Below are 24,534 nucleotides of genomic sequence, written 5' to 3'. Positions count from 1 at the left end.
AAGTAAGTGAGCTTTCTCAGCGCATCGACGCATCGTGATTCACGCATCCCGATGCATGATCGAATGTTAGGTACGTTGCAACGGGACGAGAACGTGTGATCGTCTGCGAAGCTTGCCCGATTCTATGAATGCACTTTTATCGAACCCGAAGTATGAAAACGCACCACTCTCCCAAGTTGCCGACGATGGAAACCGAAGCCGCAGCACTGGCCCGGGTGCACGCTTCGATGGTGAGCCGGCTGCTGGAACTCGCGCCGAACGAAGGCTATAACGCGACGCCGATGCCGGACATTCGACTGTTGCGATCGAACCGCCCGCTGACGCGCACGCCGGTGCTGTACGAGCCGGGTATCGTCGTGATTGCGCAAGGCCGCAAGCGCGGCTATTTCGGCAGCAAGTTGTATGTCTACGATGCGCAGCACTATCTGACCGTCGCCTTGCCGCTGCCGTTCTCGATGGAAACCGACGCCACCGCCAACGAACCGTTGCTCGCGGTGTACGTGCGCCTCGATCCGACGCTTGCCGCCGATGTGCTCCTGCAGATCGACGAGCGCAAGGGCGTGGTGCCGGGCGAACCGGGCGGCATGGCCACGACGAGGCTCGATGTCGCGCTCGGCGAAACCATGCTGCGGCTCCTCGACGCGATGCGCGATCCGCTCGAAGCTGCGCTATTGGGGCCAGCGCTCGTGCGGGAGATCTACTTTCGCGTGTTCATCGGGGAGCAGGGCGCTTCGATGCGCGCTGCGCTCAACGTGGATGGAAACTTCGGGCGCATATCGAGAGTACTGCGCAAGATTCATTCGAGCTATGCGGAGTCGCTAACGATCGAAGCGCTCGCAAGGGAAGCGACGATGAGTGTGCCGTCATTTCATCTGCACTTCAAGGCGGCCACGAACACATCTCCGCTGCAGTACATCAAGTCGACGCGACTGCATCAGGCGAGGCTGTTGATGGCGCGACACGGCATGACCGCCGCTGCGGCAAGCGCACAGGTGGGTTATGAGAGCGCGTCGCAGTTCAGCCGCGAATTCAAGCGGCTCTTTGGTGGCACGCCTTCGGAAGAATTGAGGAGAATGAAGCGGCATTTCGCGGTGCCGGAGGCGGGGCCGCGATCGTCGCTGTACGTTTCGTCCCATTGATTTGGCAATTGCATGTTTTCCACTATCGGCCTTTTGGGATTCGACGATAGAGGCTTGAGCGATGTCGCGGTTCTTTGGCAATAGGATCCGGCTAGGGCCGTTTGGGTTCACGGCGTCCTGAACAGCGGCGGACGGGTGGCCGTGGCCACTGTCGGCCGCGGGAGTCAGCATTGCTGCCGTAGAAGATTCTCGTGGATGCCTTGCAGGTCGGCCGCGTTCGGCCACAAGGAGACATTCAGCTGTGCCGCAACCCAGACGTTCAGACGTCGGCTCCACCCAACAAACGGTCATTCGATTCAAATGCTCGAATGCTGCTTCTTGGCCTTGCGGTCGTCCGCCTAATTCTCCTCGCCCGTGTTCCGAAAGTCCGCTTCCGCGCGGACCACGTTCTCAACGATGTGCGACCGGACAATGACTACGCCCGTCGGCCCGCACACCGCGTCCGTCCCAGAATGGAATCGGATCTAGCGGTTGGCTCGACACGCCAATACATAGTGCCACCGACTAGTGCCGCAGCGCCTTCCCTTCCTTCGCACGCGCGATAACCATCTCGGGCACACTCCCGGCCGCAAACGAATGCGAAGTCTTCATCTCGCTTGAGATTCGTGCGATGAGCAGAAGCGCGACAATGGTCGCAGCATCCCCCGAGAACCGCAACAGCCCGTTCACAATTCCGTTTTCCATATTTCCTGGCACTTGCGCGAGGCGTAGGGTGGTGTCGATGATGATCGAGATGGCCGAGCCGCCGACAAAACAGACGAGCCCTTGTTGCCCCACTGTCACGATACCCGGCAAACGTCTTGCCAGCACGCTTACCCATCCGAGAGCCTCATTGGCTTGAGAGCTGACAGGGTGACGTCCGGTTTGACTTCGATCGAGACGGTGTCGCCGCTGCGACGATGTACCGTCAGAATATCGCCCCGAAGCAACACAATATCGCCGCGAATGCGTTCGACGTGAGGCTCCTGCGCGAAGGCGGCGCCGACAAACGTAAGCGTCGCAAGCAAGACACGCAGTCTCTTAAGAATTGGCATGAATACTCCGTATGTTGTGCGTGTTGAAGACGAGTCGATCTGGCACAAAGACTCACCGACCGCACGCGAAAGCTTGCTACTTTGCCTGACGCGCTGCCGAGATGATTGCCGCGGCGACTTTTTCCGGTTTCGACAGCATCGGTACGTGACTCGCCTCAACCTTGACGGTCGTCGCGCCGATCTGTTTCGCCAATCTCATCTGAAAGTCGGGAGGAACTATGACGTCTTTCGTCGGGACGACATACCACGACGGCTTGTCGTGCCACGCCGCGTGACCGATCTTTTCGGCCACACAGCCTGAATACCACGGCCCTTGCGTCGCAGCGAGCAAACGCACTTGCGCAGGCGAAACATCGGGCGCGAAATCTTCAGCCATCGCCTTATCGGACAGCGTCAGGAATCCCGCAGCGTCCTTATGCACTTCCGCCGCCCACGAAGGCGCTGGCAACCCATTTTGAATGTCGTTAGCCGATTGCCCGTTGTCCGGCGCAAATGCCGCGACGTACACGAGCGCTTTGACCTTGTCGTTGTTACCAGCCTGCGTGATGACGGACCCCGCCCACGAATGGCCCACCAGCACCACTGGACCGTTTTGCCGGTCGATCGCGCGGGTCGCAGCCGATACGTCATCGCCAAGGGACGTCAATGGATTTTGCACGGACGTCACGTGAAGGCCTTTTGCCTCGAGCAGGGGAATAACCTTGTCCCAGCTCGATCCGTTCGCCCAGGCGCCGTGTACCAGAACGATATTCTTGCCGGCAAGATCAGGATCGGGCGCGGCCTGCGCAGTGGCAGCGGATAACAGAGCACCGGCGATGACCAGCGGCAGCAACAATTTTTGCGGCGTGTTCAAAATGGCGCGTCGTAAGAAAGCAGGGAAGGAATCAAGAGTGATGCTACGCGTTTGTAACTGGCGGTAATTCATTTACCGATCGAAACGGATGCCCCCCGCCAACGCCGCTGCCTGCTTGCGCGCAGCCTGTCTGGCCACCTCATCGACTTCGGGACCAAGAAGGGTTTTCTCGACGACGATCGATTCGACGTCGATCACGCCGACGGATCGCAGCCACACCTCCATAAACGGCCGCTGAAAATCGAACGAATGAGCCGGCGTGCTTGAGTCTATTGAGTAGTCGAGGCCTCTCGCATAAATGACCGCCGCTCTCTTGCCTTTCAGCAATCCCTTCAGCCCTCGTTCGTCGAAGGAAAAGAGGATGTTCCGCTGCGAGACGACGTCGATGAAATGCTTGAGCTTGTACGGGATGGAGAAATTCCATAGCGGCACGGAGAAGAGCAGCGTATCGGCGTCGTGCAACCGCTGCGCGAGTTTCCGGATGCCCGCCCAAGCTTGCTGCTGGGTAGCGCTGAGCCGCGTACCGCTCAGGTCTGCATATTTGGCGTCGAGCGCGTCGCCGTCGAATTCCGGCAATCCGATTGCCCATAGATCAAGCACGTCGATCCGATGATCCGGATGGGCGTCGCGATAGGCCTCCAGATACGCGCGCGCAACGTCAAGCGAGGCAGACCGCCGCTTACGTGGCGACGCTTCAATATGCAGCAAGATCGGCATGAGATGACTCCAAAGGGGTGTAAGGTAAGATCTGGGCCGTGGCTTAAACCAACGTAAGCGTCACGTCGATGTTGTTTCGCGTCGCGTTCGAATACGGACACACCACGTGAGCCTTTTCGATCAGCGCTTGGGCTTCCTCGCGCATCACACCGGGCAGCGATATCATCAGCTTCACCTCGATGCCAAAGCCGTTCGGAATGCGGCCGATGCCGACGCTGCCGACTACCGAGGCAGCCGCGGGCATGGCGATCTTGTCGCGCGCCGCAACGAATTGCATTGCGCCGATGAAGCACGCGCTGTAACCGGCGGCGAAGAGCTGTTCGGGGTTGGTGCCGTCACCTCCTTTTCCGCCGAGTTCGTTCGGTTTTGTCAGCTTCAGATCCAGCTTGGCTTCCGGTATTGTGGCGCGGCCGTCACGGCCGCCTGTGGCATATGCGCGGGCGCGGTACAGAACGGTTTCGATTGACATGGGAGACTCCGAGGCTTCATGACGGGCGCATAAAGCAGGAAACAAATCGACGCTTGCAGTGTGCCCTCGATGTCTGCACTATCGGCGCAGGAGGCGTGCTCCGGCAAATGAGAAGTTCTGTGCGGCCGAAAAAGAAAAACTATCTAGCTTGCCGCGCACAGTTGGCGATCACCCGAGGGGCGTAGCGAAAGCCAATCAAATGAGGAAGGTACGATCAGGGCGTTTGGCGACCAGGTGCGCGAGCCATCGACGAGACGGATGGCTGTAGAGTTGCCACGCTTGAACTATGTGGCGTCCCGACCTCCGAGATTAGCCATTCCTTGAACGCAACCACTGCCGGTGCGTTTTCGTTTTCTCGTTTGTGGACGATGTAGTAGGCAAGCTCGCAGCTTTGCGCTTTCTCGAACGGCCGGACGAGCAGGCCTGCCTGAATGTCCTGCTCGACGAGGGAAGTGCGCGCAAGCGCGACCCCGTTGCCGGAAATGGCCGTCTGAATGGCCGCGGCGGAGTCGCTGATTTGCAGTCCGCGGTCGCTGTCCACGACGTCGCGACATCCCATCATTTGCAGCCACGATCGCCAGGTCGGATACACCGGGAAGTCGCACATCGAGACGTCGTGAATCAGCTGATGAAACTGCAGATCGTAAGGTTCTTTGAGAGGATGCTCGCCACGCAGCAGTAACGGGCTGCAAACCGGGAAATAGTCGTCGCGCAGCAGAATCGTCGCGACGAGACCGGGCCAGTGACCAGCCCCGTACCGGACACCCGCGTCGATTCTCTCGGCGGTGAAATCGAGCAACCATCCGCTCATGTCGATGCGCAGGTCGTAGCAGGGGTATCGGCTCTGGAAGCGCTCCACGCGGCGCAGAAACCACTTGTCCGCGAAAGCAGGCGGCACAGTCACGGTGAATGCAATGCGTGCCTTGCTCGCCTTCAGACGTTCGACCGCGCTCGACAACAGATCGAAGCCAGCTTGCAAATCAGGCATTACCGAACGGGCAGCGTCCGTGAGCGCAAGCCTCGACGAACCAGAAGGCGAGCGATGAAACAGCGCGACGCCGAGCGTGTCTTCCAGTCCGCGTATCAACTGGCCGACCGCCGCAGGGGTGACATGCAGTTCATGCGCCGCGGAAGCGTAGCTCAGATGCCGGGCCACGGCTTCCATTGCCCTGAGCGCATTCAGATGGTTGGGGGCTCGCATTCCCGTTGAAGAAGCTTGCTGAACTGGCGGTCAATTGTAGATTAGGAGGCAGTGTCACGAAGCACGCATTCGCGGATCAAAATCGAACTCGAGCCTGATGCCGCCCGGCTCATACACCATCGTATGACGCTTGGGGCCTTGGCCCAGGTTCTCAGGCGCAAACTCGACCACGATCCCCGGCCATCGGGATACCCGCGTGAACAATTCATCGAGCGCGGCTTCGCTCCCGACGCGCAGCGCCAGATGATGCAGGCCGACATTCGTCTTGCGATCGAATTCAACGCGATGTGTCCGGGTCGTCACTTCCCAGAGCGTCAGTGTGACGTAGCCGTCGGACACAAATGCCGCCGGATAACTGGGACGCTCGCCAACCTGTTTCCAGCCGAGGCAACGCACGAAGAAGTCACGCGTGGCGTTCAAATCACGAACCGTCAGCCCAACATGATCGATGCCGAGTGTCAGCGGTGCATCAGTCATTCTCAAGCGCTCCTTTAGTTCCGGTGCCGCAATTGCATTGTCTGCCAGCCTGGAGCTCGCAGCCATCCCTCATTGCAGTGCCAGGTGAAATCAACGCTAAGGGGCAACTCGTGGACGTAAGTCGCGTCCGTTCTGTCGCACCCCGCCGTCGAACTGGTCAGAAGCATTGCTATAACGGATACGATACGTCAACGCGTGAGATTCCCCTGGATCTTCTCCGCCCCCGCTTTCGCGCAAGCCTCATCCTTGTCACCGCCCGGAGATCCGCCTACTCCGATGCCCGCCACGATCTCATCTCGGACCTTGATCGCTATACCACCCGGAAGTACCGCAGCGTTTGGCGTCGACGCTAAAGCCTGTGCAGCTAGCGGCGGATACTTGGACAGAAAACTAAGGATTCCGCTTGTTGAATCCATATGGAAGATTGGCCCCATCGTCACGATAGTGTATGCCTTGCGATAAGCGGAGTCCTTCGTGTGAATGGTTGAGTGATCGCCTCGCAGTACGACTTGCGGCGTTCCTGACACGTCAACAACCGTTGCCGTCACGTCATAACCCTTTGCTGCGCACATCTGCACTGCCTCGAGAGCTCCTTCCAACGCAAGATTCATTGGCAATACATATCCACTCGTCGACACTTGCGCGACTGCGGACGTGCCGCCGACCAACGAAGCCAAAACCATCACGCCGACCGCTGCTACCGACTTTATTTTCATCGTAATTCACCTCTCAAAGGTTATAAAAAAAGCGCCCGACGCCAGTCATTTCAAGCGGTATCCATAGCGGCCCGAATCGACGGGTCGAGAAACGTGTGATTCAGCGCTGCTAGCGAATTCGGCAATTGCAAGGCCGCACCCACACCTTGAGCGATGCGCGCCATCTGCAGCGCGGGCATATTGGGCGCACAGCCGCATGCTGCAGACGCCACCGAGAACAACACGAGCCCGGTCGTGAATGTGCCCTTGACGCCGACGCGGTCTCCAAGCGCACCGGCCCCCAACAGCAGGCTGGCGAGAACAACTGCGTAACCGTCAACCAGCCACTGTAGTGAAGAAAGCGCCGAACTGAACTCCGCCCCGATCCGAGCTAGCGCCAGGTTCACAATCGAGGTATCGAGAACGATCATGAAAAACGCGGTGCCACAAGCAAGCACAGGGACCCAATACCTGAAGAACATCGACTCAACGGGTGTGGGTGACGTATTCGACGAATTCAATTTGGCAGCTCACTTCTTTGTCTAATGGCTCATCCGCACGCCGAGCGCGACCAACTCCGTAACGCATCTGCGTTGTCGAGAGGCAGGCAACAGGTTCCTGTCGGGGCGCACCTGCGGCCAGCGAGCGGGCGGCTTGCGAGCATTAGAGTCGTTGGTTCATGGCGGCCAGTCTAGGCATCGGTGAGCGCACCGACAAATGATGAATTGTCGGGCCCAGCCATTAGTGGTATTAATGCCTAGATGAAGATCAGCGCACACATTCCTCCAATCCAGACGCTTCGCGTGCTTGAAGCCGCCGTCCGCTGCGGCGGCTTCACGCGTGCAGCCGAGGAGCTTGCGCTGACGCAGGGCGCGGTGAGCCAGCATATTCGCGCGCTTGAAGCGCAGCTCAACACCGTACTGTTCGTGCGCGAACGCCACGGCGCGATTCCGACACCGCATGCGCAGGCGCTCGCGCTACAGGCACGCCATGCATTACGGATCCTCGAGCGCACGTTCGTAACGCCTGCGCCGCGGGCGCCGGCGCCAGGCAAACGCCCGGTGCCACTGGTCGTCAGCGTATTGCCGGCGTTCGCGGCCCGCTGGCTGCTGCCGAGGCTCGAGCGTTTCCGCAAGCAGCACCCGGACATCCAGCTCGACGTTCGGCCAAGCGCAATGCTGACGCGGTTCGACGATCAAGACCGCGTGGACGTCGCGCTGCGCTACGGCCCAGGGCATTGGTCGGGATTGCAGTCGGACAAGCTGATGGACGAGGAACTGTTTCCAGTTGCGAGCCCGCGCTACCGAGACGGCAAGCTGCCGAGACGGGTGGCTGACCTCGCCACGTGCACACTGTTGCGCTATAAATCGCAACCTTGGGAGGTGTGGTTTCAGGCTGCCGGGCTCGACATGACCGAGGCGGACGATGGTCACGCGTACACCGATATGAACGCGCTGATCGAAGCGGCAGCGGCCGGACAAGGCATAGCGCTCGCGCGGCGCTCGCTCGTGCAAGCGGATCTCACTTCTGGTCGCCTCGTGCGACTGTGGAAGCGCAGCGTGGTCGACGTACACGCGTATTACGTCGTCTGGAGACCCGACAACGAAAGGATTGAGTCCATCGAAGCGCTACGGCGATGGCTGCACAGCGAAGTCCAGCGCTCGGGCTGAAGCCAAGCTCCCGCAGAGGCTCAGGTCGGGGCATCGGACTTGGGCGAAAGAAGCGATCATTTGCCAACTATCGTGGCCGGGTCAGCGTCGACGCACTCAAAGGCCGAAGAACAGCGGTCGACCCAGCGTGGACCTATGTCCGTTAGACCTTGGAAGCAGACGCTGCGGTCACGACGCTTGGAAGGGCAGCTGAAGGTCGGTTTCGGGCGACCAGGTCGGGCAGTGACCGGCCAATGCGCATCGTTCGACGCTCCGCCAGTCTGGTTACGCCCGCATCCCGAAGCGGTCATTCACGGATCGACGGCGGCCAAATCAGCGGATCACCGCAGGCGGATCTGACAAATTCACTCACTCGGCACTGGGAAAACGTCGCTGACGCGACAGGCGTCGCTTATCGTGGCTATGCGACAGACCATCTGCGGATAGCGAAGGGTTTGAGCTGGCGAGTGCAGCACGGCGGATTCGCCGTCCCGACTGTGCTACAAGCATTCCTGCATTCCTGTGCTTGCTCAGGTAACGGGCACGAACTCTCCTTCGGCGAAGAACCACGCCGACATCGTTCGTGCCAGTTCGAGCACGACCTCCGCGTCGGTCCGGCCGGAGGATGCGCGCACGTGGAACGAATGATCTGCGTCGTCCACCACATGCAGCGTGGCGCGTGGCCCCAGCGTCTCGACGACCGACCTCAGCAGGTGAAGCTCGGCTAGCTTGTCGCGCGTGCCCTGCAGGAAGAGAATCGGCACCGTGACGTCCGCCAGGTGCCGTGCCCGCTCCACGCCGGGCGCGCCCGCCGGGTGCAGCGGGAACGCGACGAAAGCGAGGCCACGCACGCCGTCGAGCGGGGAGATGGCTTGGGCCTGGGACGTCATGCGGCCGCCGAACGACCTGCCGCCCGCGAAGAGCGGCAGGGCTGGCAGCCGCCGGCGGGCCTCTGCGACGGCTGCCCGCACGGCAGCATGTGCCACGGCCGGCGAGTCCACCCGCTTGGAGCCCCGCTCGACGTACGGAAACTGGTAGCGCAATGTGGCGACATTGGTCGCCGCAAGCGCGTCGGCTAATGACGACATGCCGGCGTGCTGCATGCCCGCCCCGGCACCGTGCGCGAAGACATACAGGGCTCGCGCGTCCTTCGGCACTCGGAGGAGCGCAGAGACCATAGTGCCGTCGGGCAGTGCCACGGAAAGCGATTCTGGGTCGTCCATCGTATTCAGGTCGTGTCGTTGTGGCCTTAGCGCCGATTCTGCATCAATGAGGCATCGGGGAGCGTTTGTGGCGGCCTCCGGCAAGGCATTGCGCAGGCGGAGTTTGCCGGCCGATCCATGGAGCGCGCGCCCATCGTGAACGGCGCCGCAGTCGCAATGTTTCGGTTGACGATCGCAGGCCCGACCTGTGGGCCGCAGCGTGATCCGCTTTGAGACATCTGCGTAATAGCACGCCTGCATCATTGTCAGCGAGTTGTTACGACACTGCAATCAGCGTCATAGGAAGTTCTCGAAGGGCAGTTCATTTATCTGGCTCTCTGGAAATGTCCGGCGCAGAAAGTTCTGGATTCGGCCAACTGCAGCCTTTCGCCCTCGTCCTTACACGGCCATTCAGAGGACCGCTCCGACCAGATAACGGACATTTGCGCTGGGACACGGTCAAGCGATTTCGGCACCTCGAGGAGTGGACGGGAAGCCGCCTACCCGCACGAACCTACTGGCGGCAGCATGGCAAGTCCGAACATCCGTCGGGCCTTGGCCGCGCACGGCTGCCTGCCGTCTCTGGGCGGTACGTCGAGCCATGCGGTGCAGGCACTAAGATGCGTAGGGCCTGTCCTATCGTGCGCCGCTGACGGCGGGCGTCACGGTATACCGTCTGCACGCCGGCGAGCAGTCGCTCGACAGCATCGAGAGCATGATCAAGGGCGGCCAGATGGGCGACGTCGATGTGCTCGAACGCCTGATGCAGGCTGAGATCGACAATTCCCGCACTTCGGATTTACCGCGCGGCGCTGATGCTTCACTTGCGGCCAGACGTGTCGGGCAACGGGTCGTGACGGTTTTGCCTATCAAATCGCGTCCCGCTCACAGATCGACGACGATGTCGCGAACCGGCTGCGAGCAGCAGACGAGAAGATTGCCTTCGGCGGGTTTGTCGAGCGGCTCCGGCCCGTAGGCCACCGCGCCCAACACCAGACCGCTTTCACAGTTGTGGCAGACACCCGTGCGGCACGACCAGCAGACCGGAACGTCGCAGGCTTCCGCGAGTTCAAGAATGATCTGGTAGACAGACGGATTCCAGTGCGCGGCGATGCCGCTGCGCGCGAACGACACCAGCGGCCCCGTGTTCGCGTCGTCTTTCGGCAGATGCGGACTACGCCTGGCCGCCCCGACAATGCCCGGGTTCAGCGACTCGCCGCCGTTGAAGATCTCGGCGTGAATCCGTTCCGGCGACACGCCTAGGCCGGCGAGCGCCGCCTTCATGTCATCCATGAAGCGGGCGGGTCCGCAGAGGTAGATGTCCGCGTCGCGCGTCACACCGGCCTCGTTCAGAACCGCTTGCGACAGGTGGCCCGTCGCGTCGAAATCCACGCCCTCGCGGTCGCGTGTCTCGGGTGTGCTGTAACAGACGTAGCTTCGTCCGTGAGCGAGCGTGGGCATCAGACGACGAGCTTCGGCGGCGAACGGATGATGCTGTCCGTCGTGCGCCGCGTACAGCCACAAGACCTGCCGTGTCGAGCGCGCCGCCGACAGCGCGTGCAGCATCGAAAGAACCGGCGTGGCGCCGATGCCCGCGCTGAGCAGCACGACGGGTCCGTCGCCCGGCTGTAGAACGAAGCTGCCGCGCGGTGCGCTAACGTCAATCGTGTCGCCCACCCGCACGTGTTGTTTGAGGTAATTCCCGGCCACGCCATTCGGCTCGATCTTCACGCTGATCCGGTAGCTTTCCGGTGAACGCCGGCCGGAAATCGAATAGCTGCGGAAAAGCGGCTGTCCGCCCGCCGTTCGCGGCAGACGCAACACCACATACTGGCCCGGCAGAGCGGGTTGCAGCGGCCCACCATCCGCGCTTTTGAAGCTGAACGAGAGGACGTCTGCGGATTCCGGCTCGATCGCCGTCACCGTGAGTGGCCGGAAACCTGGTGCAACGGGATTCGATTCCGATGCGGGCGCGAGCCCGGCATTTCCCCCCTTCGCGCTGGTCTTCAATAGCGCCTCGAATGACCATCGCCAGCCTCGCGACAGCGCTTCGATCCGCAACGCTCGCTCCAGTTGATCGCGCGGATCATGAGCCGAGTACAGGAGTGCATTGACCTGCGCGACGGTCATGCGCTCTTTGGACTCGCCGACCTTCACGATCACGTCGCCCGCTCCAACCTCGCCTTCCTGGAGGACGCGGAAGTAGAAGCCTGGTCGTCCGCTCGATGTCAGCAGAGCGGGCATCCGGGGATCGTTCATGCGGATGCCTACGCGATAGCAGGTGACGCGGGGCTGCGTCACCTCGAACAGTGCGTCGCCGATCCGATAGCGGTCGCCGATGCACACGTCAGAATCGGGCAGTCCTTCGATTGTGAAGTTTTCGCCGAACTGTCCGTAGGCAAGGTCGTTCCTCTTCAATTCCACTTGCCAGTAGCGCGACGATTCGATCTGGTAGACGAATACGGCCCGCTGCTCGCCGCCGTGCCCCGCCAGATCGCCCTGACCATCGCCGTCGAGGTTGAGCCGCCCGGCGCGGCATCGGCCCGGCACGGGGTCTTTCCAGATCCCGGTATGCACCATTCGGCCTTTCCATTCGATGTCGCGCGGCAGTCCGACATTCACCGATAGTAGTCGCGCCATGGCCGTCACCGCTTGTGCGACGGCGACACTTCGGCGATGGTCAGTTCGCGATCGACACCGTGCGGAATCACCGTCTGCCCGGGCTCGAGATGAAGCTGCTTGTCGCCGAGATGCACCGAAATCTTGTCCGGCTCGAACGAAAAGAAATCCGAGATGCGCCCCACCTCGGCATACGCCTCCGCATACGACCATGCCGCCAGACGCGCGTCGCCGATGTCGTAGTAGCTGCAAATGCCCTTGTACGGGCAGAACGTCTGAGTCTCGACAGGCGTGAGCGCGGACACGTCGATGTCGTCGCGCGGCACGTACCAGCGCGGCGCGAAGCCCGATTCGCAAAGCACGTGTGCGCGCGTCGCATCGGCGACGACGCGCTCGCCATGCGTGACGACGAGCTTACGTGAAGTCCGGCGAATGTCGCCTTGCAGTTCGCTCGCGTGGGCGGGCAGGCCAGTGTGCTGCCACGCGCCGCGCGGCGCAGTCTGATCGCCCGCGCGGACGGCGAACCAAGATGTAGTCCCGAGGTCGGCATGCTGGGTGGTATGGTCGATGCGTTCGTGTGCACCGGGCGATGCGATCATACGGATCGGCGGCATGGCCGATGATGCGCCCGTCTTCCTCGTGGAACGCATCCATCGCGCGCCAGGCGAAGGCGACGCGTCCGGCTTGTCCGGATGGTATCCGCGCATCGCCTGCAGGTTGCTTCGCCCGACGATTCGCTCGCCCGACTGCGGATACTCGCAGACCACGCCATCAGCGTAGATATCATGCTCTGCATCCAGATTACCTTCCGACGAAGCACGCCAGTGCGCGTCGAGCACTTCACGCATTTGTCTGTCGTACACGAGTCGCCTCACGCGGTTGACGGCGGAATGAAACCCGGACTGCCCGTCTTCACGACTTCATTGAACCGCTGTCGCGTCTCTATTGCGTTGATCTCATCGAAGGCATCGGAAGGAAGCGCGGAAATGTCGAAATTCTCCCGTGCTCGCGCCGCCGTTTTTGGCGTCGTGAGAACCGCCGTGCCGCGCTGCACGGCCCACGCGAGCAGCACTTGCGCCGGCGTTCTTTCCAGACGGGCGGCAATACGCGCAATGACGGGATCTTCGAGCGGCCCCGGCCTGATTCCATGCCCGAGCGGCGCGAATGCAGTGAAGACGATGCCCCGCTGGTTGCAGTATGCCAGCAACTCCGTTTCAGGCAGATATGGATGCGATTCGACCTGAATCGCCGCAGGCTTGATTTTCGCGGAGTCATACAGCGGCTGAAGCTCGCTCAGCGTGATGTCGGAGAGTCCGATCGCGCGGCATCGTCCACGGTCGACGAGTTCTTCCATCGCGTGCCACGTGTCGAGCAATGTCACGCTTACGTCGTAAAGCACATTTCCGTTTGCGTCACGCGGGTCCTGTTCGTCGCCCGCCTGAAACGCGAAGGGCGTGTGAACCAGATAAAGGTCCAGATAGTCGAGTCCCAGCCTTTCAAGACTCCCGTCGAGAGCGCGGCCAACGCGCTCGGGCCGGTGGTTCGAATTCCACAGTTTAGTCGTCACGAAAATCGCATCCCGCGCGATCCCACGCGCCGATAGTCCCGACTTCAGCGCAGCACCTACCTCTCGCTCGTTGCGATAGCGCTCGGCGCAATCGAAGTGCCGGTAACCCGCTTCGATCGCGTCGCGCGTGGCACTGACCGTCGTCGCCGGATCGGCGATCAGCGTACCAAAACCGATGACGGGCATGTCTCCGCCGTCACGCAGCGCCACCGTCCCGCTGCGGAAATCATTCGACCCGATCATCGCGAACCCTCCACGCGCACTGCGCCCTCACATGCTAGGACGGTTTGCTCGCGGCGTCATGGCAAGTGCCCGTCCTTGCAATGTTCGTCACATTGAAAACACAGCAAAACGATAAAACGTCACATGTCCAGCTACACGGGTGGCTTGCGGCCAGGAGCCAACAGAGGCTGCCTGGGCGACGCGATGACACTCAGTCCGGGAACGCGGATGCGGATCAGCGTTGCGCCGTCGACTGTGTACTTTCGTTGTCTTGAGGCGTTGCTGACTTACCATACGTCGATTCCCAGCCGCCCCCGAGCACCTTGCACAGTGTGACGAGGTTCGCATCAGCATCGGCACCGCTCTGTTCGAGGTTGCTCTGTGCATCGAGCAACTGCTTCTGGACATTCAGCACGTCCAGATAATCGAGCGCACCAGCTTTATACCGCTGCTGCGCAACCGAAAGCGCACGCAGATTCAGGTTCACGACCTCCTGAAGCTTGTTGTGCCGCTGTTGTTCCGCGTCGTAGGTAATGAGGGCATCGTCCACTTCGCGCCATGCATCGAGAACCGTCTTCTTGTAGACGATGGCGGCCTCCTGCTGTTGTGCCTCGCGCAATTGAAGCGTGCCTTTCAGGCGTCCGCCTTCGAAGATCGGCAGCGTGATCGATGGTCCCACGACGAACTGACCGGATGCCCAATTGGCGAGACTCGAAAGCTGAAGGCTCTGGAATCCGGCACTGCCATTCAACGTGATGCGCGGATAAAAGTCGGCCTTGGCCATGCCGATGGCCGCCGTGGCCGCATGGAGCTGCGCCTCGGCCCGGCGGATATCGGGCCGGCGCTGTGCGAGCTCGGACGGGAACCCGATTGGCACCTGCGCAGGCAGAGCGGGGACATCCTGCGGCGTATCGAGCGTCTTGCTCAACGCACCCGGTTCTTCGGCAAGCAACACCCCGATGGCGTTGATGGTCGTTTCCTTGCGCGATTCGAGCGTCGGAATGAGGCTTTCAATGGACGCGGCCTGTGCGGATGCATTCGTCACGTCGAGATCGGTTGTGACGCCTTCGCGCTTGCGCGTTTGTGTGAGTTTCGTCGTATTGTTTGCCAGTTCGAGATTCTGTCTCGCGATCTGCAACAAGGCTTGTGTATCGCGCAGCTGGATATAGTCGCGCGCAAGCTCGGCGCGCGCGGAGAGCAATACCGCATTGCGATCCTCATAAGAGGCATCGGTCAATGCCGAAGCAGCTTCCACACCGCGCCGCACACGGCCCCAGATGTCGATTTCCCATGAGGCGTCGAAACCGAACTGATAGAGGTTGTAGGCGGGCGAGCCTTTCGAGCCAGGCATCGCCGATACGCCCAGCGGCACGCTGCCCGATGCAGATTGCGGATTCGAACTTGTCGGTGTCACGCCGAGCAACGAAAGAATGCCATTCTCGCTGCCGCGTTCGCGGTTATACGAGGCCGCGCCATCCAGCGTCGGATATCGCGCTGCACCGGCAACGCGCAGCCCGGCGCGGCTTTGCAGCAGGCGCGCAGAAGCCGCAGCGACATCGAGGTTGGCATCGGTCAACTGCTTTTCGAGCGCGTTCAACATCGGGTCGTTGAAAAGCGTCCACCAGTCCGGATTGAAACCGGATTCGACGGGTTTGCTCGGCGACTGCGCAGTCTGAGTGCGGTCGAATACATCCGGCGTGGCAGAGGTCGGCGGTTCGAAATTCGGCCCGACCAGACAGCCGCTCAGCGCGAGCGAGAGCAATAACGTCAGCGCCAAGGCCGACGCACGGATAAAAAATTCACGCGTATTCATTTTGCGTCCACTCCTGCTATCGCCATATCGGCGCGCTTGCCGATTGCCACCTCTGCTTCTACCGACAACCCCACGCTGAGCTCGGACGCGCCTCGCTGGTTCGGATCGATCCTGATCTTGACGGGCACCCGCTGGACGATCTTCGTGAAGTTGCCCGTTGCGTTGTCCGGCGCGATCGGCGCGAAGCTCACGCCGGTGGCCGGGGCCAGACTGTCGATATGGCCTTTGATGACGACGCCGGGGAAACTGTCGACTTTGATGCTCACGCTCTCGCCGGGCCGCAAGTGCGTGATCTGGTTCTCCTGGAAGTTCGCGACGACATAAGCATCCGCAAGCGGCACGATTGCGAGGAGTGGTGCGCCGGGTGTCACGAATGCGCCGACACGCACGGACCGCCGGCCGATCTTTCCGTCGACGGGCGCGTGAATCTCGGTGTATGAGAGATTGAGCTTTGCCTGTTCGAGCACGGCTTCGGCATGCGCCAGCGCGCCCGCCGCCTTGTCGCGCTGCGTGCGCAACACATCGAGGTTCTGTGCGGTTGCAGACAAGGCCGCCTGATCGTGCGCCTGCTGCGCAAGCTGCTCGGCGAGCGCGCTGGCAGCGTGCTGCTGTTCCTGCGTCGTGCCGGCACCCGACTCCGAGAGATTCTGATAACGCGCTGCGTTTTCGCGCGCAAAGGCGATCGACGCTTCATCGGAACGCAGCGTGGCACGTGCCTGGCCGACGAGCGACGGCTGTCGCGCGATCTCGGCATCGTAGTTCGCAACGGCGGCTTTCGCTGCCGTTACGTCGGCCTGCGCGCTGAGCAATGCGGCCTGATAGTCGCGATCGTCGATCCGCATCACCAGCTGTCCGGTTTTCACCTGCTGGTTGTCGTCGACGAAGACCTCCGCGACCTGCCCAGCAATGCGCGGCGCAACCAGCGTGAAATCGGCGGCGACGTAGGCGTCGTTCGTGGACTCGGTGCCGGGGCTGACGAAGAGCTTCGTGCTGCCCCATGCGGCGACGCCGAGCACGACGACAGCTGCGGCAATGCGAACCATTCTGGGCGAGGGACGGGTGACGGATAACATGGCGATCAACCATTAGCGAGGGGTGGGCGGCGTTGTGCTCCACGGCGGATAGATGCGTACCGGTAGCACAGGAATGAGAAGAAGCACGGCGATGGCGATGCAGGCCATCACGCGATAAAGGTCGGCAGAGGTGAGCACCACGGCCTGTTCATGGATGCGTTGCGCAAGCCCGCCATATCCGCGCGCCGCGTCGAAGCTCTGAGTGGTGATCAACGCGTTGTTGCCGAGATGATCGACCAGCATGCTCGAATGAAAATGTTCGCGCGCGGTGCCGAAACCCTCGATCAGCGCGGTTGCCACGACGCCCGCGAAGCCTCTGAGCGAGTTGAACATCGCGGAAGCGAAGGGGCCATCGGTGGGCGGCAAGCCGGTGGTCACACCCATCAGGATCGCGAGTATCACCATCGGTTGCGCGACGATCTGCAATGATTGCAACCAGTAGAAGTTGTCGCGGATCCACTCCGACGTCATAAAGCTGCCAAGGAAGCAGGTGAGTCCGATCATCAGTAGTCCGAGCCCCATCACCCAGCGCGAATCCACACGGCGAAGATTCAGCAACGCAGCCGTCAGCGGCAGCGTGACGAGCAGCGGAAGGGCGACCAGCAGAGACAGAGGCGTCGTTTGAAGCGGCCGGTAATCGTGCACTCGTGCGAGAAATTGACCTGGAATCGCGGCCACACCAACGAGCAACACAACGGCGCCGACAAGTGTCGAAAGACCGTGCGAAAAATTCCTGCGCGACAGCATCTGCAGCTTGAAAAACGGTACCGGGTGATACCACTCGTTGATCAGAAACAACGCGAACAACATGGCGCCGCCACCGAGCATCACGCAGATGAACGAGGAATTCAGCCAGTCGAGGCGATCGCCTTGCAGCAGACCGGTTACCAGCATCGCGATGGCGGGCAAACCGGTCAACAGACCGAACCAGTCGAACGATCCGAATCGTTCGAGCTTGAGCGGGTCTTGTGGAAGGCCGAACTGGATTGCGATGCCGCTGATCACGCCAAGCGGCACGATCTGCCAGAAGGCCATTTTCCAGCTCACGTACTCGGTCCACAGCGCGGTGAGCGGGGTTCCCACCGAAGGGCCGAAGGTCGCAGTGAGCGCATAGCCTGCGAGCCCATAGAGCTTGATCTTCGGTGGCAGATAACGCAGCGCCACGATGATCAGCATCGGAGGAATACATCCTCCGGCGATGCCCTGCAATACGCGCAGCAGATAGAACGCAGGCAGATCAGGCGACAGCGGACACAGAAAGCCGAACAGCATGGAGGCGATGAGCGCGCCGAGCGTGAAGCGCTTCAACGTGAATGTTATGCCGAACCACGGCGCGAAAGCCATCGTTGCCACGTTGGTCGCTTCGAAAAGCGCGGTCGCCCAGCTGCCGTCGTCATGCGCGATCGATAGCGCGCCACGAATGTCGTTCATTGCTTGCGCAGTGACCTGCTCATTCAGTATCGCGAGTAGCGACGCGAGCAGCATCCCGATCAGACCGACGGCCAGGCGCAGCGAAAACGCTGGCTGCGCTTGCGCCTGTGGTGCTGGCGTTTGTGCAGCAGGCGCGGGCGCTAATGGCGCGACCGGCTCAACCGTCGCGACCAATTCAATCGTCAGGGAATCGACAGTCGTCTTCATAAAATCGCACCCGGCTAATAGTCCTCAACAATGCATCAAATCCGGGTAATGACGTATCTGCTTGACCCGGACTTTTGCGGTTTCTTTACCGCGTGATGATGTGATGGATTCTAGGAGCGACGCCGTCTTTCTTGAAGTCGATGGACGAATCGTTTCAGGCCAATTCATTCAGGAATCTGGCCATTGCCGGAACTTTCATGGTTTTGATTAAGCGCATGGAAAAGGTCTTATTACACGGGGTAAATCATCCAGATTTGAAAAAGATTGTTGCTCGGTACGCGTCGTCATTCGACAAGCTCGTAGATAGAATCAGTTCCAGCGACGGCGCGTTTGGAGTGCCTGCCAGTCGAGTGAATTGAACTGTTATTGGATGGAGATGGCGATGAAATTCTCAGTGAGTGAAGCGATCGGTTCTGACGACATATCCAGAATCGAACGTGCGATGAAGAGTGTCGATGTCGATGCGAAGGTCGATATCGATATCGACGCGAATAGTGTTAGTGTCGATTCGTGGCTGATGCCGGAGGAGTTCTTCGTCGCGTTTCAGGACGAAGACTATAGCGTCAGGATTATCGAGGGATAGGTCGATGAATGCGACCGGTTTCTTGCCATAGCAGTTGAAACCGGCCGCAGCTTTACGCATTACGCTGTGCCGCGGCAAAGTGTTGCGGCGCTTCCCGGCGATCGTACATGCCGTACTCGCGGATCACACGAATATGCCGCAGACGTGCACCCTCGGGTACCGTCATGTTCTGCGCGAACGCCTGAGCGGCAGCGAGGTCGCGCCACGTAACTGCGGCGATCACATCGCCCGGCGCCAACAACGCATCGAATACATCCCACGCGATCAGACCGGAAGCCGTCAGGTCAAGACTGAGCGACTTCGCGACGGCCTCCGCGCCCGATTGCTTCATCCAGTCCGCCGGGCGTTGAGCGTCGATCAACATGACCGCCTTGCCGGCGCCCGTTTCCGTTTCGTCGAGGCGTTGTTCAGTCAGCGCGTAGCCTGCGGGAACGTGGGTATCCGCAACCGTCTGGCCGATACGCAGCCGGTAGTCTGCAAACACGCGATCGCGGGCGGCCTGTTGAACCTTGAAGTGTTTCGATTCGATGCGCCAGCGAATCAGCGACTTTTCATCGCGCCAACTGGAAAGTGACAGGAGCCAGCCGTCGCGCGTGAGACTTGCGTAGCGATTGTTATCGATGAAGCCATCGATTTTCTCCAGTTCTGGACGCAGCATTTTCGCCATGCCGAGATAGGCATCGAACTGTTCGGGAATCGGATTAACTTCAAGCATCGCGGAGAACATGGCAAATCCTTTCGACAGTTAGAGTGGGCACTGCCACCCGGTGGGAATTTTATTGTCGAAGATGCCGCCGACTTACGGAAGCATGTGGGAATAACATCTTGGGCCATTCAGTATTCGATTTGAGCCACACCGCGAGCGGGTCGTATCGATTGAGTCAGTTCAGGCCAGATGACATGTTTCATCGGTCAATCGAAAGAAAGCCGGAACGCAGCGCGAGAAGGACTCGTAGAATCAGACCTCAGCAGAAGTCGCAAGTCAGGAATCGAGATGGACAAATATCGTGAGATGGAGGTGTTCGTCGCCATCGTTGATCGTGGCAGCTTAACGGCCGCGTCGGAGAGGCTCGGCATGTCGGCGCCTGCCGTCTCGCGTGCGCTGAACTCGCTGGAAGCGCGTGTCGGTGTGCAACTGATATCGCGCACGACACGCTCCATCCGTCCGACCGATGCGGGTATGATTTACCTTGATGCCTGCCGCAACGCGCTGGGTACAATCGCCAACGCAGAGGCGAATATCTTCGCCGATCAAAGCAAGCCTGTCGGCACGTTGACGGTTTCTGCACCGGTTCTTTTTGGTCAGCGCTTTGTCGCGCCGCTGGTCAACGCCTATGCGAACCTATACCCGGACGTCAACGTGAATGTCGTGTATGTCGACAGGCCGACGCGGCTAATTGACGAAGGTGTCGATATAGCGATACGTATTGGCCTCCTTGGCGATTCTTCGATCTTCGCTGTTCCGCTCGGCTTCGTGCGTCGTCGAAGCTATGCGGCGCCGGGTTATCTCGACGCGTGGGGTGAGCCTCTGCATCCGAAAGATCTCGCCGGGCATCACTGCGTGTCCTACACGGGCGTGACTCATCCGCTGGAGTGGATGTATTGCGAAAACGGTTCGAGACTGGCTGTGCGGCTGCGCCCACGGATGATTGTCGATCTGGCGCCCGCTGCCGTGATGGCTGCTGTTGATCGCGTGGGCATCACGCAATTGCTTTCGTATCAGGCGGCGCCTGAAGTGTTAAGCGGAAAACTTCAGCCTGTATTGACGCCCTTCGAGCCGCAATCGATTCCTGTTAATCTGCTGCACGTCGAGCGGCGCGGCAAGAGTATCAAGGTGCGTTCGTTCGTCGAGTTCGTCACGGAGACGTTGCGCAGGAACGCGCAGCTTCAGTTTCCCGAAACGCGGCAACATAAAGCTCCCGATAAGCGTCAACCAGTGCATCAAGACTGAAGGTGCGATTCAATCCGCTGGGATTCGGTAGCACCCAGACTAGCGCGCCACCGAATGCTGCCGTTTGAAGTCCCCATTGAATATCACGCGATCCGCTCATTTGCGCTATTGCCAATTTGCCGAGGAACGCGACGTAGCGCGGCACATGGCGTTCGATCTTTTTCTCGAATCCGGCTGCCGCTTCTCTGATCTCCGATCGCGACAACTCATCGGCTCGCGCTGTTGGACGCCCGACCGCCGCCGTCAGACCGCAGCCGTATCGCAGCAGCATGCGGTCATTGTCGGGAGATAGGACTTCAGGTGTAAAGCCTGCCAGATGAAGCACGCGCCAGAACCGGTTGCCTCGGCCTGCGAAGTGATGGCCCGTCGCCGCCGCACGAAGACCTGGATTGATCCCGCAAAACACCGTCGATAAACCGGCTTCCAGAATGTCAGGAAGACCTCGATGCGATTCCGAGGAACTGATCGGCTTCATTCTGCCAACGCGTCGAGCGCCAGTTGGGTTTCGCCCGCATCGCCGCGAAACCGCAGACGATACTGTTTCGGCGTGACGTTAAGGCGTCGTGCGAATGTGGTCCGCATGTGCGTCGCGCTATGAAATCCGCAGTTGAATGCGACGGTCTTGAGCGGTGCATCCGATTCTTCGAGCAGCTTTCGTGCAGTATCCACTCGCACCTGTTCGACGAATGCCGACGGCGTTACCTTCGCATACTTCGCGAACAGCCGCGAGAAGGTACGCCGGCTGACTGACACTGCGCTGGCAAGTTGTTCGATCGAAAGAACGTCGGTGATGTGGTCGACCACGTAGCGATGTACCTTGCCGATGATCGGATCATCATCCTTGCGCACGCCGATATAGGGGCTGTACTGCGATTGGCCGCCTTCGCGCTGGATATAAACAACTAACCGCTTTGCTACGCGTACGGCGAGTTCGTGTCCCCAGTCTTCCGTAACGAGCGACAGGCACAGGTCAATACCTGCCGTCACGCCCGCCGACGTGAACAATCGGCCATCGCGAATGAAAATGCGGTCGGATTGCACGCAGACTTGCGGAAAGGCGTCGGCCAGGCGAGGGGCGTCTTCCCAGTGCGTGGTGACTTCTCTGTTATCGAGCAGCCCGGCATGCGCGAGCACAAATGCACCATTGCACACGGAGCCGAAGCGGGATGCCCCGTTTGCCTGATGTTTTAGCCAGGCGAGAAATTCGGCTGGCGGCTGAAAGTCGGGCAAGCGCGGACCACCCGCGATCAGCAACAGATCGTACTGGGTGTCGACGTCGTCATAGGCGAAAGGCACGGCGAGTTGCATTCCGTTCGAGCAGGTCACCGTACCCCGCTGAAATCCGACGAGGGATACCTCGTAGCACTGGTGCGCGGCGAGCGACGCATTGGCCTCGGCAAACACATCCAGCGGACCCGCGACATCCAGGGCTTGCACACCATCAAAGAGAACAATGGCGACTTTCATCTCATGACCTTGATCGATTGTAAGCAACAGCCCTCGTCAATCCCGAGCGCGTGCAGCCGATCAGCATAGCGCAAGTACAGTACTGCAACTGTGGCATGACGTGCAAATATTGGGCGCATTTGTGCCGGTATCGCGAGCCTCCGATATGCCACTGCGATGGCCCGAATCGCGCATCGTTTGGCCTATGAACGTGCTACGTCGTTGTTCCCGCTTGCTGGTCCGCCCAATAGACTTTTGTCGTATGGACGCGCCTGGGATGAACCATGCGCCTCCGACCGAAAACGGAATCATCTTGACGAAGGCCGGCTATGGCACAAAACGCACCTGCTGCATCGACACCGCAGCTTGAACCTGAGAACAGCGACGAAACGATATCCGGCGCTGACATCATCCTTCGCGTACTGAGCGAGCAGGGCGTCGACACCATCTTCGGATATAGCGGCGGTGCAAACCTGCCGACCTACGATGCCGTGTTTCGCTTCAACGAAATGCACGAGGGAAACCCGGAACGCCAGATCAGGCTGGTCGTGCCAGCCAACGAGCAGGCGGCAGGATTCATGGCCGCAGGCTATGCGCGTGCCAGCGGAAAGGTTGGCGTGTTTACGGTGACGTCGGGACCGGGCGCGACCAATGCACTCACGCCAATTGCCGATTGCAATGGCGATTCGATTCCGGTCGTGCTGATATGCGGTCAGGTGCCGCGCGCGGCGATTGGCAGCGACGCGTTTCAGGAAGCGCCCGTCTTCAACATCATGTCGGCGTGTGCCAAGCAGGTGTTTCTGGTCACCGATCCGGAAAAGCTCGAACAGACCTTACGCAGCGCGTTCGAGATCGCCCGCACGGGTCGCCCAGGTCCTGTGGTGGTCGATGTGCCAAAAGACATCCAGAACTGGAAAGGCACTTACAAAGGACAAGGCACGCTGAAGTTTCGCGGCTATTCCGACCGGCTTCGAATGGTCGCGAAGGGCGCAAGCCTCGATACGGAGAAGCGCAGCGCATTCTTCGCTCTTCTTGAACGGAGCCGGCGTCCGCTGCTGTATGTGGGCGGCGGTGTGATTGCGTCAGGTGCAGCAGCTGAACTGAGGCAGTTTTCCGAGCGCTACGGAATACCCATCGTCACGACACTGATGGGCCTCGGCGCGATACCCGCGACTGACGAGTTGCACCTCGGCATGCTTGGCATGCACGGCACCGCGTGTGCAAACTATGCCGTGCAGGATTGCGACTTCCTGATCGCCGTTGGTGCGCGTTTCGACGATCGTGTCGCCGGCGGCCGTCCCGAGCAGTTTGCGCCGGGCGCGCGTTACGTTGCGCACATCGATATTGACGAAGCCGAGATCAGCAAGGTTAAACGGGCGCATTGGTCGCATGTGGGCGACGCGAAAAATGCGCTGCGGTCGCTCTTGGAATACGGACCCTGTGATCTGCCTCCTTCCGCCTGGCAGGCTCATGTTATAGACCTGAAACAGACCCATGGGATGAACTACGACAGGGCAAGCCCGAAAATCCAGCCGCAATTCGTGATCGAAAAGCTCAGCGAACTGACGGGTGGACGCGCGATCGTTTGCACGGGCGTCGGTCAGCATCAGATGTGGGCTGCGCAGTTTTTTGACTTCGTCGAGCCTCGGAGCCTTCTCACGTCAGGCAGCATGGGGACAATGGGTTTTGGGCTGCCAGCAGCAATCGGCGCGCAACTGGCACGACCGGACGCGCTCGTGATCGATATCGACGGCGATGGCAGCATCCGTATGAACGTCGGCGAACTGGAGACAGCAACGACATATCGCGTCGCCGTCAAGGTGCTGTTGCTCAACAATCTCGGCGACGGGATGATCCGCCAATGGCAGCGCCTCTTCTACGAAGGGCGGCTGGTCGTCAGCGATAAGGCGCTGCATCGGAAGAACTTTGTGATGGCGGCAAAGGCGGACGGATTCGAATTTGCATGTCGCGTCGATGCGAAAGACGAACTCGCAGGGCAATTGAAGGCGTTTCTGGAATTCGACGGACCAGCGTTTCTCGAAGTGATGATCGACGAGAACGCCGACGTGTTTCCGATGGTGGGCCCGGGGCAGACCTACGCGGACATGATCACGGGATCGTTTATCCCTTCCCGTCCAGGCGGAAGCACGAAGCGGACTCAGGAAGCTGCGGATATGTTCTAGAGG

The 24,534-nt window shown here is 60.4% G+C and carries 23 protein-coding genes and 2 pseudogenes; 5 read left to right on the top strand and 20 right to left on the bottom strand.

Features of this window, described 5'->3' with window-relative positions:
• The first annotated feature begins 152 nt into the window (after positions 1–152).
• Positions 153–1,139, top strand: coding sequence for an AraC family transcriptional regulator (locus AB4Y32_RS37350; RefSeq protein WP_368726087.1), 987 nt, complete (start codon positions 153–155; stop codon positions 1,137–1,139).
• A gap of 504 nt (positions 1,140–1,643) precedes the next feature.
• Here the strand turns inward: AB4Y32_RS37350 and AB4Y32_RS37345 are convergent.
• The 9 genes and pseudogenes from AB4Y32_RS37345 to AB4Y32_RS37305 all read right to left on the bottom strand — a co-directional run bounded on the left by AB4Y32_RS37345 (position 1,644) and on the right by AB4Y32_RS37305 (position 7,016).
• Positions 1,644–1,949 carry a hypothetical protein gene (locus tag AB4Y32_RS37345; protein ID WP_368726086.1) on the bottom strand — a complete coding sequence of 102 codons (306 nt, stop codon included), beginning with the start codon at positions 1,947–1,949 and terminating at the stop codon, positions 1,644–1,646.
• 8 nt (positions 1,950–1,957) lie between these two features.
• Positions 1,958–2,173 (bottom strand): annotated as a pseudogene (locus tag AB4Y32_RS37340) (hypothetical protein); the annotation flags it as partial.
• Between the two features lie 76 nt (positions 2,174–2,249).
• Positions 2,250–3,098 carry an alpha/beta fold hydrolase gene (locus AB4Y32_RS37335; protein ID WP_439899895.1) on the bottom strand — a complete coding sequence of 283 codons (849 nt, stop codon included), beginning with the start codon at positions 3,096–3,098 and terminating at the stop codon, positions 2,250–2,252.
• Positions 3,099–3,743, bottom strand: a complete 645-nt coding sequence (locus tag AB4Y32_RS37330) for an FMN-dependent NADH-azoreductase (protein ID WP_368726085.1) — start codon at positions 3,741–3,743, stop codon at positions 3,099–3,101.
• 43 nt (positions 3,744–3,786) lie between these two features.
• Positions 3,787–4,212 carry an organic hydroperoxide resistance protein gene (locus AB4Y32_RS37325; RefSeq protein WP_368726084.1) on the bottom strand — a complete coding sequence of 142 codons (426 nt, stop codon included), beginning with the start codon at positions 4,210–4,212 and terminating at the stop codon, positions 3,787–3,789.
• 214 nt (positions 4,213–4,426) lie between these two features.
• Entirely contained in the window at positions 4,427–5,413 is a 987-nt protein-coding gene (locus AB4Y32_RS37320; protein ID WP_368726083.1) for a LysR substrate-binding domain-containing protein, read from the bottom strand.
• Positions 5,414–5,467: 54 nt separating this feature from the next.
• Entirely contained in the window at positions 5,468–5,890 is a 423-nt protein-coding gene (locus AB4Y32_RS37315; protein ID WP_368726093.1) for a VOC family protein, read from the bottom strand.
• A 188-nt stretch (positions 5,891–6,078) separates the two neighbouring features.
• Positions 6,079–6,606, bottom strand: coding sequence for a heme-binding protein (locus tag AB4Y32_RS37310; protein WP_368726082.1), 528 nt, complete (start codon positions 6,604–6,606; stop codon positions 6,079–6,081).
• 50 nt (positions 6,607–6,656) lie between these two features.
• Positions 6,657–7,016, bottom strand: coding sequence for an MFS transporter (locus tag AB4Y32_RS37305; RefSeq protein ID WP_368726081.1), 360 nt, complete (start codon positions 7,014–7,016; stop codon positions 6,657–6,659).
• Between the two features lie 330 nt (positions 7,017–7,346).
• Between AB4Y32_RS37305 and AB4Y32_RS37300 the strand changes: the two genes are divergently transcribed.
• Positions 7,347–8,255, top strand: coding sequence for a LysR substrate-binding domain-containing protein (locus tag AB4Y32_RS37300; protein ID WP_368726080.1), 909 nt, complete (start codon positions 7,347–7,349; stop codon positions 8,253–8,255).
• Positions 8,256–8,764: 509 nt separating this feature from the next.
• On the opposite strand, the gene AB4Y32_RS37295 is transcribed toward AB4Y32_RS37300, so the two are convergent.
• The 8 genes and pseudogenes from AB4Y32_RS37295 to AB4Y32_RS37265 form a co-directional block, all read right to left on the bottom strand.
• Positions 8,765–9,457: an alpha/beta hydrolase family protein gene (locus AB4Y32_RS37295; protein WP_368726079.1), complete on the bottom strand. Its 693-nt coding sequence runs from the start codon at positions 9,455–9,457 to the stop codon at positions 8,765–8,767.
• 864 nt (positions 9,458–10,321) lie between these two features.
• Positions 10,322–12,076 carry an MOSC domain-containing protein gene (locus AB4Y32_RS37290; protein ID WP_368726078.1) on the bottom strand — a complete coding sequence of 585 codons (1,755 nt, stop codon included), beginning with the start codon at positions 12,074–12,076 and terminating at the stop codon, positions 10,322–10,324.
• 5 nt (positions 12,077–12,081) lie between these two features.
• The gene (locus tag AB4Y32_RS37285; RefSeq protein ID WP_439899897.1) at positions 12,082–12,654 is read right to left on the bottom strand and encodes a DUF427 domain-containing protein; all 573 of its coding nucleotides are present in this window, start codon (positions 12,652–12,654) and stop codon (positions 12,082–12,084) included.
• Positions 12,655–12,735: 81 nt separating this feature from the next.
• Positions 12,736–12,903 (bottom strand): annotated as a pseudogene (locus AB4Y32_RS40800) (nuclear transport factor 2 family protein); the annotation flags it as partial.
• Positions 12,904–12,926: 23 nt separating this feature from the next.
• Positions 12,927–13,865 carry an aldo/keto reductase gene (locus AB4Y32_RS37280; RefSeq protein ID WP_368726076.1) on the bottom strand — a complete coding sequence of 313 codons (939 nt, stop codon included), beginning with the start codon at positions 13,863–13,865 and terminating at the stop codon, positions 12,927–12,929.
• 214 nt (positions 13,866–14,079) lie between these two features.
• Entirely contained in the window at positions 14,080–15,657 is a 1,578-nt protein-coding gene (locus AB4Y32_RS37275) for an efflux transporter outer membrane subunit (RefSeq protein ID WP_368726075.1), read from the bottom strand.
• Positions 15,654–16,730: an HlyD family secretion protein gene (locus AB4Y32_RS37270; protein WP_368726074.1), complete on the bottom strand. Its 1,077-nt coding sequence runs from the start codon at positions 16,728–16,730 to the stop codon at positions 15,654–15,656. The genes AB4Y32_RS37275 and AB4Y32_RS37270 overlap by 4 nt, the downstream gene beginning before the upstream one ends.
• A gap of 12 nt (positions 16,731–16,742) precedes the next feature.
• Positions 16,743–18,368 carry an MFS transporter gene (locus AB4Y32_RS37265; protein ID WP_368726073.1) on the bottom strand — a complete coding sequence of 542 codons (1,626 nt, stop codon included), beginning with the start codon at positions 18,366–18,368 and terminating at the stop codon, positions 16,743–16,745.
• Positions 18,369–18,750: 382 nt separating this feature from the next.
• On the opposite strand from AB4Y32_RS37265, the gene AB4Y32_RS37260 reads away from it, so the two are divergent.
• Positions 18,751–18,951 (top strand): hypothetical protein, encoded by a 201-nt coding sequence (locus AB4Y32_RS37260; protein ID WP_090868327.1) that lies wholly within the window; start codon positions 18,751–18,753, stop codon positions 18,949–18,951.
• A 52-nt stretch (positions 18,952–19,003) separates the two neighbouring features.
• Here AB4Y32_RS37260 and AB4Y32_RS37255 read toward each other — a convergent pair whose 3' ends face one another.
• Entirely contained in the window at positions 19,004–19,678 is a 675-nt protein-coding gene (locus tag AB4Y32_RS37255; RefSeq protein WP_368726072.1) for an antibiotic biosynthesis monooxygenase, read from the bottom strand.
• A gap of 267 nt (positions 19,679–19,945) precedes the next feature.
• On the opposite strand from AB4Y32_RS37255, the gene AB4Y32_RS37250 reads away from it, so the two are divergent.
• Positions 19,946–20,902, top strand: a complete 957-nt coding sequence (locus tag AB4Y32_RS37250; RefSeq protein WP_368726071.1) for a LysR family transcriptional regulator — start codon at positions 19,946–19,948, stop codon at positions 20,900–20,902.
• Here AB4Y32_RS37250 and mug read toward each other — a convergent pair.
• Together mug and AB4Y32_RS37240 are read right to left on the bottom strand one after the other, a co-directional pair.
• Positions 20,808–21,377, bottom strand: coding sequence for a G/U mismatch-specific DNA glycosylase (mug, locus tag AB4Y32_RS37245; protein ID WP_368726070.1), 570 nt, complete (start codon positions 21,375–21,377; stop codon positions 20,808–20,810). The two genes, AB4Y32_RS37250 and mug, sit on opposite strands and share 95 nt — an antisense overlap.
• Positions 21,374–22,369, bottom strand: coding sequence for a GlxA family transcriptional regulator (locus AB4Y32_RS37240; protein WP_368726069.1), 996 nt, complete (start codon positions 22,367–22,369; stop codon positions 21,374–21,376). The genes mug and AB4Y32_RS37240 overlap by 4 nt, the downstream gene beginning before the upstream one ends.
• A gap of 308 nt (positions 22,370–22,677) precedes the next feature.
• Between AB4Y32_RS37240 and ilvB the strand changes: the two genes are divergently transcribed.
• A complete protein-coding gene (gene ilvB, locus AB4Y32_RS37235; protein WP_368726068.1) occupies positions 22,678–24,531 on the top strand; it encodes a biosynthetic-type acetolactate synthase large subunit in 1,854 nt (617 codons plus the stop codon).
• Positions 24,532–24,534: the final 3 nt, after the last annotated feature.

It is taken from the genome of Paraburkholderia phymatum (genome assembly GCF_040965635.1).
Classification (GTDB): domain Bacteria; phylum Pseudomonadota; class Gammaproteobacteria; order Burkholderiales; family Burkholderiaceae; genus Paraburkholderia; species Paraburkholderia phymatum_B.
This window is presented reverse-complemented; position numbering and strand designations above follow the sequence as displayed.